We start from the raw sequence: 13,828 nt of genomic DNA, 5'->3' as shown, positions 1-13,828 counted from the left end.
GCTTTTAGCAGTTAGCGCATTTAGCTAACAGCTAATCGCTAACTGCTAAAAGCTAAAATTGCTTTCATTTTCTGAACACAACTATATGAATCTGATTAAAACCGCATTACAAAAACCAATAGCCATCATTGTAATCGTGATGGGGCTGTTGTTTTTTGGTATACAATCTACGCGGGATATAAAAATTGATATCTTCCCGGACCTTAACCTGCCGGCTATCTATGTGTCGCAACCTTATGGTGGCATGTCTCCACAGCAGATGGAAGGTTTCATTGCTACCAACTATCAGAACCTTTTCCTTTACGTTACAGGTGTAAAAGATATTGAGGCTAAGAATATCCAGGGTCTCACCATGATTAAGATCTCCTTTTACGAGGGAACTAATATGGCGCAAGCCGCGGCGGAAGTGACAGCCATGGCCAATCGTGCATTTGCTTCGATGCCGTCTGGCACGCAACCGCCTTTTATCATTCGCTTTGATGCGTCTACATTGCCTATCGGGCAGTTGGCGCTGAGCAGTCCTACCCGCACCAACAATGAATTGCAGGATCTGGCAATGACGGTGGTGCGTCCGTCTTTCAGCCGTATTGCAGGTCTTACCTCACCAGCTCCTTTTGGTGGTAACTCACGTACTATCGTTATTCACGTAGATCCGGAACTGATGCGTAGTCATCATCTTACCGCCGATCAGGTAGTAGCGGCCGTGAAAGATAATAACCAGATATCACCTGCAGGTAACGTTCGTATTGGTGATATTACTTATCTCACCCCTACTAATACTGTGATACGTACGGTGAAGGAGTTTGAAAATATTCCGCTGGTAATGGGAGATGGCCCAACTGTATTTGTACGCGATGTGGCCAAGGTGGAAGATGCGGCGGATATTACCAGCAGCTATGCGGTGATCAACGGGAAACGCTCTGTGTATCTGCCTATCATCAAAACAGCAGATGCCTCTACCTGGACAGTTGTAAATAACCTGAAAGAAGCTTTACCAAATATCCAGAAGTTATTACCGGAAGATGTAAAAATATCTTTTGTATTTGACCAGAGCGTATACGTGATCAATGCTGTGAAAAGTTTGATCAGTGAAGGTGTGATAGGCGCGGTACTCACCGCTTTAATGGTGTTGCTGTTCCTGGGAGATCGTCGTAGTGCTTACATCGTTATTATTACTATTCCTGTGTCTATCATCATTGGCGTGATGTGTTTGAAGATGGTAGGACAAACCATCAACATCATGACGCTGAGTGGTTTGGCGCTGGCCATCGGTATCCTGGTAGATGAGTCTACAGTAACAATTGAAAACATACACCAGCACCTGGAGATGGGCAAGCCCAAAGCTCAGGCCATCTGGCATGCCTGTCAGGAAATTGCCTTTCCGAAACTGCTGATCCTGTTTTGTATCCTTGCTGTGTTTGCACCCTCGTTTACCATGAAAGGTGTGCCCCGCTCGATGTTCATGCCATTATCACTGGCCATCGGATTTTCGATGATTGCCTCTTACCTGTTGTCACAAACACTGGTACCTATTTTAGCAAACTGGATGTTGAAAGCAGAGAAATTTCAACATCATGTACATAGCGATGATCCGCATAAAACTGCAGGTTATATAGAAACAGAAATTGCAGCTGAAAGACAACATCGTAAAACTATTTCCGGCTTCGACCGCTTTAAGCTGCGCTTTATAGGATGGCTGGAAGCGTTGTTGAAAAGGCGCAAATTAGCGATAGGCGCTTATTTCATAGGCATCATCGGACTGGTAATACTTTGTGTGAGCATCATCGGCCGCGATATTTTACCTAAACTGAATAACGGACAATTCCAGTTGCGCCTTAAAGAGCCAACCGGAACCCGCCTGGAACGGACGGAAACCATGCTTATAAAATCGACGGACATTTTGAAGGAGATTGTCGGTGCTAAAAACATCGACATTACCTCCTCCTTCGTCGGTACACATCCGTCTTCTTATTCTACCAACCCCATTTACCTGTTCATGGCTACGCCCAATGAGGCGGTATTACAGGTAAATCTGAAAGAAGATTATAAAGTAAACATGGACGAGTTTAAGGAGAAATTGCGCAAGCGTATCCATGAACAAATGCCGGAAGTGAAAATGAGTTTTGAGCCAATTGATCTCACCGATAAAGTAATGAGTCAGGGTGCTACCACCCCGATTGAAATTGCGGTGATGGGTAAAAATTTAAAAGAAAGCGTGCCCTTTGCAAAGAAGGTATTGGAAGAAATGAAAAAGATCCCTTACCTGCGTGATGTGCAAATTAATCAGGCAATGGATTACCCGGCTATCCGTATAAACATCGACAGGGAGCGGGCCGGCCAGCTGGGCGTGAGTGTAACTGATATCGCTAAATCATTAACAGCTTCTACTTCTTCCAGTCGTTTTACAGAAAAAAATAACTGGCTGGATGAAAAAAATGCGACTTCATATTTTGTGCAGATATCTGTGCCGGAAAATGAAATGACCAGCATAAATGATATAGCTGCAATTCCTATCAGCAAAGATAAAACACGTCCTTCTTTGGGAGATGTAGCCACCTTACAGTCTGATACAGTAGTAGGAGAATATGATCGTATTGGCCCGGTGAGAATTGTTTCTATTGGTGCCAATATTTATAAGAAAGATCTGGGAAGTGCTTCTACTGCAGTAGCTGCGGCCATCAAGCATGCGGGTGAACCACCCCGCGGTATCACTGTGGAAAAGCGTGGTTTGATGAACCTGCTCGACGAAACACTGGGAAGCCTGCAATCCGGATTGCTGGTGGCCATCATTGTAATACTGTTGTTACTGGCAGCCAACTTCCAGTCGTTCAAAGTAGCATTGGTAGTAGTGTCTACCATTCCAGCAGTATTAGCGGGTTCCTTAATCATGTTGTTGTTAACGGGTTCCACACTCAACCTGCAATCGTACATGGGTATAATTATGTCTGTAGGGGTATCGGTAGCCAATGCGATCTTGCTGGTAACGAATGCAGAGAAATTACGACTGGAAAATCATGACGCCCGCAGATCTGCACTGGAAGGGACTTCTATTCGCCTGCGTCCTATCCTGATGACAAGTATTGCGATGGTGGCAGGTATGATACCAATGGCTTCCGGACTGGGAGAGGCCGGTGATCAGACTGCTCCGCTGGGGCGTGCTGTAATTGGGGGATTGATCGCCAGTACTTTTGCATCCTTGTTTATTCTGCCATTGATATTTTCCTGGGTACAACAGAAAACTACTGTTAAATCCGTATCACTGGATCCTGAAGATACAAACAGTGAGCATTATGTTCCTGGCGCAAAGCGTGTTTAATAAATGGTTTTTACAAGTATAACTATAATGACTAAACGACATACCAATATCATGAATGTAAAAAAATACAGCCTGTCGTACCGGGTCATGACGGCTGCTGCATTATTACCAATAGGTTTGTTTTTTTCCTCCTGCCACAACACACAGGCAGAAGATGAAACCCATACCGAAAGCCAGGGAGTACAGGTGAAAATTATTCACCTGCAAAAAGGTCAGCTGGATGCCTCTCTCAAATTGCCGGGAGAAATAAAGCCCTTCCAGTTTGCAGATCTGTATGCTAAGGTGAACAGTTATGTGAAAAATGTGAGTGTGGATTTGGGCAGCCAGGTGGCTGCAGGCCAGGTATTAGCCACACTGGAAGCCCCGGAAATGAATACACAATTGCTGGAAGCACAATCGCGTTTGCATACCAAAGAAGCCATGTTTCGCGCCAGCCGCGCCACTTACGAACGTTTGCTGAAAACAAGTAAAGTGCCCGGAACCATATCTCCCAACGACCTGGATATGGCGTTTGAAAAAATGAGTGCTGATAGTGCCGAATTATTATCATCCAGATCATCTTACCACGAGGTGCAACAGATGCTCACTTACCTCACTATCCGCGCACCTTTCAGCGGTGTAATCAGTCAGCGTAATGTGCATCCGGGTACCTATGTAGGACCGGCTGGTAAAGGCTCTGATAAGCCACTGTTCCGCCTGGAAGAACAACAAAAACTACGTTTGTCCGTAGCCGTGCCTGAGATTTATACTGATGATGCGCACCATGCAGGTGATGTACGGTTTACTGTGAAATCCTTACCCGGGGATACTTTCACGGCACATGTAAATCGTATTGCCGGTAGTCTGGATGTGAAGCTGCGCTCCGAAATACTGGAAATGGATATCACCAACAAAGAGAGAAGACTGCTGCCTGGTATGTATGCAGAAGTACAGATGCCACTGCCTGGTAAAAAAGAGATGTATGTGGTGCCTAAGTCAGCTATCGTCAGCAATTCTGAAAAAGTATTTGTGATCAAATCCGTGAATAATAAAGCGGTATGGGTGCCTGTACGGCGTGGTAACGAATCTAACGGATTGGTGGAAATATTCGGCAACTTATCAGATAATGATCAGCTGGTGCAAAATGGCAGTGATGAAATAAAAGAAGGAACGCTATTACAGGCGGTCGCAAAATAATGTGTGTTTAAGGTGGAGGAGGTGTTTGTGGATTAATGGATTAGAGTGATGAATAAAACAATTAATCGGCTATGAAGTGTAATGCAAAGACAGACCTGTAGCAATAGCAAACACCCTCCTCAATTCAGTTAGCATTACAGCGCTTCCCTCTGTGGGAGCGCTGTTGCTTTAAAGATATTTTAAAGAGAATTGTTACACCGCGTAACAGTTGTAGGTTTAGGTAAAACGGCCGGAATAGTCTTATTCCGGTTTTTTATTTACAACACCTTCATCGGATAAGCGGCTTTTATTTTCCCCTTTGCAATGTCCTGCAATTTATTCTTCAATAATGATCTGCGTAATGCCGGAAGGTAGTCCAGGTATAGCTTTCCGTTGGTATGATCGTATTCATGTTGTATCGCCCGGGCAATATCACCACTGAATGTACAGGTATGTGTAACAAAGTGTTCATCCTGGTACTCCAGGAGAATACTTTGCGAACGTTCCACTTCTTCCCAGATACCGGGTATACTCAGGCAGCCTTCGGTATCTATATTTGTTTCCTCACTATATTCCAGGATACGTGCATTAATAAATACAGCCTTAAAATCAATGGCAGTTACCAGGAACAACCGGTAAGGCCTGTTAACCTGTGGTGCTGCCAAACCCGCGCCTTTGGCACGTTCCAGCGTAGCCCACATGTTAGTGATCAACTGGCTTAATCCAGGTGTATCGGGTGTTATATTCTGACACACAAGACGCAATACAGCCGCGCCATACGGGATAATGGGTAATATCATGTGAAGCTTTTTACAAAGAAAAACTTATACTCTTCCCTGCAATAGTAGATTTTAGACACTTGTAAAATGTACAGATTTTTTATCTGTAATTTTGAACAGATATGCCGGTAGATATTCTTGCACATATTTTTCGTAACCAGCCTTCACCGGCTGTGATGGCTATGTTGCCGTCGGTAGCGCTATTGCCGGTGGTAGAATGCTACTATTGGTATACCCATCTTCACAACAAAAAAACATGGGCAGCTTTAGATGGACAACCAGCCCTGGTGATTCTCCTGGATACAGCAACCATTAAATTTACAGGCAATTGTGACATGGAGATCAGGGATGCATTTTTTTGTAATGGAACGCTGGAGAATACTTACATAGAAAAACTAACAGCGGGTATGCGGTTGCTGATAGTGAAATTTACTGCTGATGGATTATCTCATATAAAGCCGCAACTACCGGATGTTTTATTGCCCATTGCTAAATTGTGGGAATCGTCTTTGCTACCGTTAACAGATATACGAAAATCATCTCAGCTACAACAGGCAAAAATATTGAATACTTTTTTGGAGCAGCAGCTCTTACATAATACAACCGGTAATTTTTTGTTACAGGCTGCCACAGCAAGTATCAGGGAATGTAAAGGCCGGTTAACAGTTGCGCAATTATGCACCACGCTGAAGGTGAATTATAAATGGTTGGAGCGGAATTTTCGTAGAGCCGTTGGTGTTACACCTAAAACATACATCAATAATATCCGGTTTCTGCATGCTTATTTTGATGTACAGCTTACTGCACAGCCCCTCACGGGCATTGCGCTGGATAATGGTTATTATGATCAGAATCATTTCATCAAGGCATATAAAAAATTTACAGGCACTTTACCATCTTCCTGTAAATAAAACATCCAAAAGTAAGTTGCCTCCTTTTGGATGTTGATGTATATAAAGATGAATAAAAGACTACCAATCTTTTTCGGCTTGCATAGGCTGACCTTTTACTTTTTTGGCTTTATCCTGCAGTTTCTTTTCTTCCTGCGACAAGGCCTGCAGTAAACGTTCTGCTTCCTGTTTGTTTAGCTTGCTGGGCTGTGGTTCCGGCTTCTGCTGGTCCTCTTTGTCTTTGTTCTGGTCTTTATTCTGTTTGTCTTTGTTTTGATCTTTGTTTTTATCCTTGTCTTGTTTGTCCTTATCCTGCTTATCCTTGTCCTGTTTGTCTTTATCTTTGTTCTTATCGTTCTTATTCTTGTCTTTGTTTTTATCCTTCTTATCTTTTTTATTGTCGCCGCCACCGCCTTGTTGTTGCTTCTTCAGCATTGCCTGTGCATAAGCCAGGTTATAGCGTGCGTCTTCATCTGCAGGATTTATTTTTAGCGCCTGCTTGTAGGATTTGATACTTTCTTCCCACTTTTTGCCTTCCATAAAAGTATTCCCGATGTTATAGTCTGCGTCGGACTTTATATCAGGTTTACCGCCTAGTTTCAGGCTGTTGGCGTATTGTGAACGGGCATCATCATAGCGCTTTTGCTGGTAAAGGGAGTTTCCCAGGTTGTAGCTACCAATGGCTGATTGCGCATTTTGCTCCAATGCCTTTTTATAGTTGGCTTCCGCATCCGTAAACTGCTGTTTTTTATACAGGTCGTTACCCTTGCGGATATACTTGTTGGTCCCATTCTGCGCAAAGGCTATAATGCCTGTGAAGAGTGCTACCGTAGTAATAAAACAATATTTTAGGAACGTAATTTTCATGATCCGGTATATAAATTAAGCTGCCTGAGTAGCCGGGGTAGGGCGTTTGCGACGTACCTCCGGGATAAAAAATTCAATGAGCAGCAGTGCCAGGCTCACGCCCAGGAAATATTGAAAATAACTGTTGTAATCTGTGAATACATTTTCTCCGAACTCTTTCTGTTCCATGCTGTCTATTTTAGCCGCCAGCGTATTCACCACATCATCTGTATTGTTATCGAGGTGTTGATAAATGCCTCTGCCCGCAGCAGCAATGCCTTTGAGTTCTTCCTCATTCAGTTTGGAAATCACTGTATTACCTTGCCTGTCCTTTTTATAAGTACCTGTTTCGGGATCAGGCAGGGGAGAACCAGCTACAGAGCCTATGCCGATGGTATTGGTAACCGCACCATTTTCAAAAGCTGCTTTGGTACGCTGAATGGCTGTTTCATCATGATCCTCTCCATCGGAGATAAGGATCATCGCTTTATGTTTGCGTTCTTTTTTATTAAAAGCGTCATCAGATACCTGTATAGCCTGCCCTATCGCAGTGCCTTGTGAAGGTATCATATCCGGGGATACAGTGCTGAGATACATTTTTGCCGCAGAATAATCTACTGTGAGCGGCATTTGTAAATAAGCGTTGCCGGCAAATACCACCAATCCTACACGGTCATTGTCCAGCTTGTCCATTAGCTTGCTGATCAATTGTTTGGCGCGGGTTAGCCTGTCGGGTTGTACATCAGTGGCGAGCATACTTTTACTAACGTCCAGGGCAATCACCACATCCACGCCCTTGCGGGTGATCTTTTCCATGCGGCTGCCTTTTTGCAGGTTGGCCAGTCCGATTACACCAAAAAAGAACGCCAGGAAAATCAGCAGGAACTTTAATACAAAGAGTTTACGGGAGTAGCCGGTAAAAAGCTTTTCTACCAGCACCGGATCACCGATACGGCGAATTGAACGGCGTTTCCACCAGGATACGCCGAGAAAGGCCACCTGTAGTAGCAGGAGGAGGGCTAATGCCCATAAATATTCACTATGCTGAAATCGTAACATATTCGACTTTAAGATATTCGTTACCGGTAGTAAACCAGGTAAGATATCAAAAATAATTTTTTTGTCACGTATTGCAAGCCGGGGAGATGGGGTTTTATCGTTTTTTTAACGATCCAATATCATTTTGGGGTTTTCGGATGCAGTTATGCAGATATTTAGTTTCAGGAGGAGATCTTTATCTGAAACTAAATATCTGCATAAAAAAGATCTACATCTCACCTTTAAAATAACCGGCGTCGGTAAGAATACTTCTCAGTATATCCATGCGGTTTTTGGCGATATCAAAGTTCGGATCTTCTGTTTCTATGTTCAGTACAAAAAAGGAAGGATGCCTGTTTTCCTCGATCCAGCCTACAATCCAGCCTATTTTCTTTGCACCGTTATTGCCCCATCCTGTTTTATAGGATAGTTCATATTTAGGTGTTTTTTCCATAAGCATCACATCACGCACACTTTTCATCGTAGTTTTTGCAAATGGTAACTGATCGAAATATAGCTTTTTCACAAAGCCCAGTTCCTCATCAGGAGAGATCAGCAGGGAGTTGTCCAGCCAGAAGGTATCTATACGGCTTATTTTCATATTGCCATATTTTATGGAATCCAGCCACAACTGCATGGTGGGCTTGCCTATGCGACGGGCCACTTCCTGGAAATAAGGCACCGCGGATAGTTTAAATGCCTGTGCCATGCTCAGGTCCTGATTCCAGGAGGGAGACTGCCGGGTAACGCCATCCCAGGGAATTACCATGCCGGTATCTTTGATCGCACCGGTGTGTAAACCTACCAGGGCATTAAGTATTTTAAATGTAGATGCTGGAAGGAAACGCTGTTTGGCTCTTTCCAGGTTATATACTTTAAACTCTCCCTGACTGTTATTAAACAACATGAAGGTGCCTTCCACCTTGTATTTGGAAAAATATTTTTCCCAGCTTTTTTCTTCCTTTACGTTATTGGGTGCACAGGCGGCCAGAGAAAGGCCTATCGCTAAAAACATCCAGCCAAGTCGTTTCATCAGCATAATGATTAAATTATAAGTTGCAAAAGTAAGCGATATTTCACGCAAAGGAGCATAAGGAGCAAAGGCGCAAAGATCATTTAAATAATCTTTGCGCCTTTGCTCCTTATGCTCCTTTGCGTGAAATATTATTTGATTACACCCAACTCCTTACCCACTTTGGTAAAGGCTGCAATGGCTTTGTCCAGGTGTTCCTGCTCATGGCCGGCGCTCAGCTGTACGCGGATGCGCGCTTGTCCCTTCGCCACTACCGGGAAGAAGAAGCCAATTACATAAATACCTTCCTGCAGCAGCTTATCAGCAAACTGCTGACTCAGTACTGCGTCATAGAGCATTACCGGAACAATAGGATGATCGCCGGGTTTAATATCAAAGCCCACTTCGGTCATTTTGGTACGGAAGTATCTGGTGTTGTATTCCAGCTTATCGCGCAGCGCGGTGGTTTCGCTGAGCATATCCAGTACGGCTATAGAAGCACCTACAATGCTGGGCGCCACGGAGTTGGAGAACAGGTAAGGACGGCTGCGCTGGCGCAGGATGTCTATTACTTCTTTAGGTCCGCTGGTGAAACCGCCGGAAGCACCGCCCAGGGCTTTGCCCAATGTGCCGGTGATGATATCCACACGACCCATTACACCACAGTATTCGTGGGTACCGCGACCGGTTTTGCCGAGGAAGCCGGAAGAATGGCTCTCATCAGTCATTACAATCGCATTATATTTATCTGCCAGATCACAGATCTTGTCCAGTTGGGCAATGGTGCCATCCATGCTGAAAGAGCCATCAGTAACGATAATGCGGCTGCGGCAGTCTTTTGCTTCCTGGAGTTTTGCTTCCAGATCAGCCATGTTATTATGCTCATAGCGGAAACGCTGCGCCTTGCACAAACGCACCCCATCAATGATAGACGCATGATTCAAGGCGTCAGAAATGATAGCATCCTGCTCGTTGAAAAGCGGCTCAAATACCCCACCATTGGCATCAAAGGCTGCCACATATAAAATAGTATCCTCGGTGCCCAGAAATTTGGAGATTTTTTCTTCCAGTTCCCTGTGAATATCCTGTGTACCGCAAATGAAGCGAACACTACTCATTCCATAACCATGTGTGTCAATCGCTTCTTTCGCAGCTTTTACCACAGCTGGATGGGAAGATAGTCCCAGGTAGTTATTGGCACAAAAATTAAGTACAGTCTTGCCACCAACCTGTATTTCAGCTCCCTGCTCAGATGTAATAATGCGCTCTCTCTTATACAGCCCGGCTTTATTGATTTCATCCAGTTCTTCCCGTAAACGGGTTGTAAACGTCTTATTCATATAAATTGCAATATTTTAAAGGATCTACCAAAGTTATGGGCAATAAATGTATTACGATTATCCCTCGCGTAAATCAGTAACGGTTCTATAGGTAAAAAGTTTGACCCAGGTGTAACATTTAGTAGTTGCCCTCCGTCATAGTACTATCATGATTGTAAATGCCATGTAGTGAAAAACTGAAGAACTGTCCTTTAATGTTGAGATATGAAACGTGTTTATCGGCTAAAGGATTGATCATCAGTTTGAAAGAAACTGTTACTACAAAATGAGGAGGTGGATGCTGATTTAGCGTAGGTGTGGGTAACAAAGATGGATTTTGTCAATGATAGGTATTAAAGTATTTGTCGGAACTTAGCACTAAAATCCCGCACCACCGGAATGACGGAAAAGGAGTACAATAAATGTGTGGATCTGTATTCGGACAATCTATTCCGCTTTATCGTCAAAAATCTAGAGCACGCGGAAGACGCCAGGGACGTAGTACAGAATTCATTCGAGATATTGTGGAAGCACTGCCAGGATGTGCCTTTTGAAAAGGCTAAGTCATACCTGTTCACAGTTGGCTACCACAATATGATCGATCATGTACGTAAGATAAAGCGGATAACACTGGTAGATCAGTTTAAAGATGAAGAGAAGATATCAGAACACAAGGTTCATAACGCGAAAGAGGTAATTGAAAAAGCATTGTCAAAGTTGAGCGAAGTACAACGTTCACTGGTACTGCTAAAGGATTATGAAGGATATACGTATGAAGAGATAGGGGAGATGATGGATCTGAACCCTTCACAGGTAAAGGTTTACCTGCATCGCGCCAGGATTCATCTGAAAAATTACCTGGTGAAGATGGAAAATGTTATATGATATTTCTATAATTGCTAATTAATTAATAATAAGTAGAATTTTTGTCAATAGAGATCAACATATCAAATTACGAGTCTTACCTCCTCAGCTACATTGATGGAGAGCTGAATGAGGCGGAACTGACTGCATTGGAGCTTTTCCTGCAACAGCATCCTCAAATCAGGCAGGAGCTTGATTTGCTGGAGGGTGTCCGCATAGTGCCGGATGAGCAGATCGTATTTGATAACAAAGCGGCCTTATACCGGACCGGATTTGCCGGAGATGTGGATTACGAGGCGCTCCTGTTGGGGCATATTGATGGAGAGCTTACAGCAGCAGAAGAGCAAACCTTGCAGGAATATCTGCGTCAGCATCCGGCAGCACAAAGGGAATTGGACTTGCTGCAGGTCGTAAAATTACAACCGGATACCGAAATAGTATTTGCACATAAAGCTGTTTTATATAGAAGCAGTGAAAACAAACCGGCGTTTGTTTATCGGCGCATGTGGTGGGGAGCTGCGGCAGCCGCTGTGATAGCAGGTTTAGTTATCTGGATGCTGCCATCAGGGAATCTGTCACACCAGCCACCAGTGATCGCCAGCGCAGTGAAAAAGACAGTGGCTATACCTTCGCCTACACCTGTTACTACTGTTGTAACACCTGTTGTTCCGGAAGTAGTACAACCAGTGGTAGCAAAAAACAATAAAACAACCACTGTACCCGTGAAAAAAGCAGCAGTAGCTGCACCGGTAAAAAAACAGGAGATAGCAGACGTTTCAGCTCCCAGGGTGGACGGACCAGTGATGTCTCAGCTGCCATCCCCGCGTAATACGATGGATGAAGTGGTAGAAAAGCATCTGCAACAGGCCAGTACTACGCAGATTGTTACTGGTATCAGCGCCCCTGTTAATAAAGAAACTGTACTGGCAGCAAATATGCCTGCCACCAATAATAATAACAATGTCACAGCTAACAATATAATTGCTGCACCTGCACAGGGAGCCGTAAAGGGAGAACTGATTATGTCAGTGAGTGGCAGCGATAGCAAAATACTTGATAAAGTAACTAATGTGGCTAAGTTTTTCTCCCGGAAAAGGAATAAATAATAAATCATGGTAATAGTAGCATATGAAGCATAAAGTTTTACTCGTCTTGTTACTGGTATTATGTGGAGGGTGGGCTCATGCACAAAAAGCAGATACTCCTAAAACTGCGCCGGCAACGCCGGATACCATTCAGATCAAAGGATTGATCATACTCAAAGGCAAAAATGAAAAAGGCCGCAATAGCTATAAATTTTATAGCGATACCGCTTATGCCCGTAATAAACTGAAAAAGAATTTGCAGACCAGGTGGTTTGTTTTTGACCTTGGCTTCAATAATTATATTGATCGCAGCGACTATGGCGGCGCGAGCTTTGTAAACTATTACCCCAATACCACACAATATTACAACGGAGTTATCGCTTCCGCTGTTAGTAAATCCTACGATTATTCGGCTGCAGGCCTTGCTAATTTTGCTCCAAGAGACGCAAGTGAACCTTTAACTCCATCTGAATTTAAACTTATCACTGGAAAATCGATCAATATAAACATCTGGTTATTTGAGCAGCGACTTAATATAACAAAACACAAACTTAACTTGTTATATGCTTTAGGACTGGAGATGAATAATTACAGGTATGCCCGGAGCATCACATATTTACCGGGATATCCAACACAGATAATTAGGGATTCCGTAGAATTTTCAAAAAATAAGCTTTTTGCCGAATACATATCCATACCGGTAATGCTGAATTTTAATTCTAACCCCGCTCACCCGAACCGTGCGTTTCAGGCGAGTTTCGGTGTCTCTGGTGGTTATCTGCTCAAGTCCAGAACAAAACAGGTGAGTCAGGAGAGAGGCAAAGTGAGGAAAACCGATGACTTCAACCTTAACAAATGGCGTTTTGGGTTAACCAGCGAACTTGGTTACGGACCAGTTAAGTTGTATGCAAATTTTGCCCTTACGCCTTTACATGATTACGGATTACAGCAATATCCGTTTTCAATCGGCATCCGATTGAACGGGTTTTGAGTATTTTAGCCAGTTCTAAATTGTGTTTATGCGTTCCTTTGTTGCTCTGATGGCGTGTATTGGTTGTATTGCGTGGGTGCACTCCTGCGATAAAAGATTGTTAGGTGTTAGTCTTGAGAAAACTAATGTATCAGATCAAGCGCAGCAATTACCAATGGCCATTATTCCCGTGGCAGCAGCACCAGTAGATAATATTTCGCTGGTAAAAGCCACTATTAGTGGAACTCCCACTAGTACTACCTTACCACAGGTTGTTGCAATTCATGCTAAAAACAGGAGCCAGTCAAAAAAAGAATCCAGGCACGCAGCAAAGGATTCCCTTATGTTTGATATGGCAGTAGTAAGAGGACAGTACTCAATACTCAACAGTCTTACTCCCTGATTTCCCTGCACCTATAATCAATGTACCCCGGCTTGCTGATTTTCATTTGAACAATCGGTTGTTTTTCCTGTGGCCATACCGTTCATACAAATTTCCCTGTTTTTCCACTCATTATTTTCCACTTCCGGTTATATTTGATATAACAATTTCT

Annotated in this window: 12 protein-coding genes; 7 read left to right on the top strand and 5 right to left on the bottom strand. The window is 43.6% G+C overall.

Annotation, left to right across the window (positions count from 1 at the left end; genetic code table 11):
* Positions 1-85 precede the first annotated feature (85 nt).
* Both CLV51_RS02250 and CLV51_RS02245 read left to right on the top strand, forming a co-directional pair.
* Positions 86-3,316, top strand: a complete 3,231-nt coding sequence (locus tag CLV51_RS02250; protein WP_106526385.1) for an efflux RND transporter permease subunit — start codon at positions 86-88, stop codon at positions 3,314-3,316.
* A gap of 27 nt (positions 3,317-3,343) precedes the next feature.
* Positions 3,344-4,492 carry an efflux RND transporter periplasmic adaptor subunit gene (locus CLV51_RS02245; protein ID WP_158266916.1) on the top strand — a complete coding sequence of 383 codons (1,149 nt, stop codon included), beginning with the start codon at positions 3,344-3,346 and terminating at the stop codon, positions 4,490-4,492.
* Positions 4,493-4,749: 257 nt separating this feature from the next.
* Here the strand turns inward: CLV51_RS02245 and def are convergent, their stop codons facing one another.
* Positions 4,750-5,271, bottom strand: a complete 522-nt coding sequence (gene def / locus CLV51_RS02240; RefSeq protein ID WP_106526383.1) for a peptide deformylase — start codon at positions 5,269-5,271, stop codon at positions 4,750-4,752.
* A gap of 101 nt (positions 5,272-5,372) precedes the next feature.
* Here def and CLV51_RS02235 point away from each other — a divergent pair, with 101 nt between their 5' ends.
* On the top strand, positions 5,373-6,161 hold the full coding sequence (locus CLV51_RS02235) for a helix-turn-helix domain-containing protein (RefSeq protein WP_106526382.1): 789 nt from the start codon (positions 5,373-5,375) through the stop codon (positions 6,159-6,161).
* A 60-nt stretch (positions 6,162-6,221) separates the two neighbouring features.
* Here the strand turns inward: CLV51_RS02235 and CLV51_RS02230 are convergent, their stop codons facing one another.
* From CLV51_RS02230 to kbl, 4 genes are all read right to left on the bottom strand, one after another.
* Positions 6,222-7,007, bottom strand: coding sequence for a tetratricopeptide repeat protein (locus tag CLV51_RS02230; RefSeq protein ID WP_106526381.1), 786 nt, complete (start codon positions 7,005-7,007; stop codon positions 6,222-6,224).
* A gap of 15 nt (positions 7,008-7,022) precedes the next feature.
* On the bottom strand, positions 7,023-8,045 hold the full coding sequence (locus CLV51_RS02225; protein ID WP_106526380.1) for a VWA domain-containing protein: 1,023 nt from the start codon (positions 8,043-8,045) through the stop codon (positions 7,023-7,025).
* Positions 8,046-8,253: 208 nt separating this feature from the next.
* Positions 8,254-9,063 carry a class D beta-lactamase gene (gene blaOXA, locus CLV51_RS02220; protein WP_106526379.1) on the bottom strand — a complete coding sequence of 270 codons (810 nt, stop codon included), beginning with the start codon at positions 9,061-9,063 and terminating at the stop codon, positions 8,254-8,256.
* A gap of 125 nt (positions 9,064-9,188) precedes the next feature.
* Positions 9,189-10,376 (bottom strand): glycine C-acetyltransferase, encoded by a 1,188-nt coding sequence (gene kbl / locus CLV51_RS02215; RefSeq protein WP_106526378.1) that lies wholly within the window; start codon positions 10,374-10,376, stop codon positions 9,189-9,191.
* 378 nt (positions 10,377-10,754) lie between these two features.
* Between kbl and CLV51_RS02210 the strand changes: the two genes are divergently transcribed.
* Genes CLV51_RS02210 through CLV51_RS02195 form a run of 4 tightly spaced genes read left to right on the top strand, consistent with a single transcriptional unit; the run spans position 10,755 to position 13,677 of the window.
* The gene (locus CLV51_RS02210) at positions 10,755-11,240 is read left to right on the top strand and encodes an RNA polymerase sigma factor (protein ID WP_106526377.1); all 486 of its coding nucleotides are present in this window, start codon (positions 10,755-10,757) and stop codon (positions 11,238-11,240) included.
* A 41-nt stretch (positions 11,241-11,281) separates the two neighbouring features.
* Positions 11,282-12,325, top strand: coding sequence for an anti-sigma factor family protein (locus CLV51_RS02205; protein ID WP_106526376.1), 1,044 nt, complete (start codon positions 11,282-11,284; stop codon positions 12,323-12,325).
* Between the two features lie 22 nt (positions 12,326-12,347).
* Positions 12,348-13,295, top strand: a complete 948-nt coding sequence (locus tag CLV51_RS02200) for an outer membrane beta-barrel protein (protein WP_106526375.1) — start codon at positions 12,348-12,350, stop codon at positions 13,293-13,295.
* A 28-nt stretch (positions 13,296-13,323) separates the two neighbouring features.
* A complete protein-coding gene (locus tag CLV51_RS02195; RefSeq protein ID WP_106526374.1) occupies positions 13,324-13,677 on the top strand; it encodes a hypothetical protein in 354 nt (117 codons plus the stop codon).
* Positions 13,678-13,828: the final 151 nt, after the last annotated feature.

Origin of the sequence: Chitinophaga niastensis, assembly GCF_003014755.1 — a bacterium.
GTDB lineage: Bacteria > Bacteroidota > Bacteroidia > Chitinophagales > Chitinophagaceae > Chitinophaga > Chitinophaga niastensis.
This window is presented reverse-complemented; position numbering and strand designations above follow the sequence as displayed.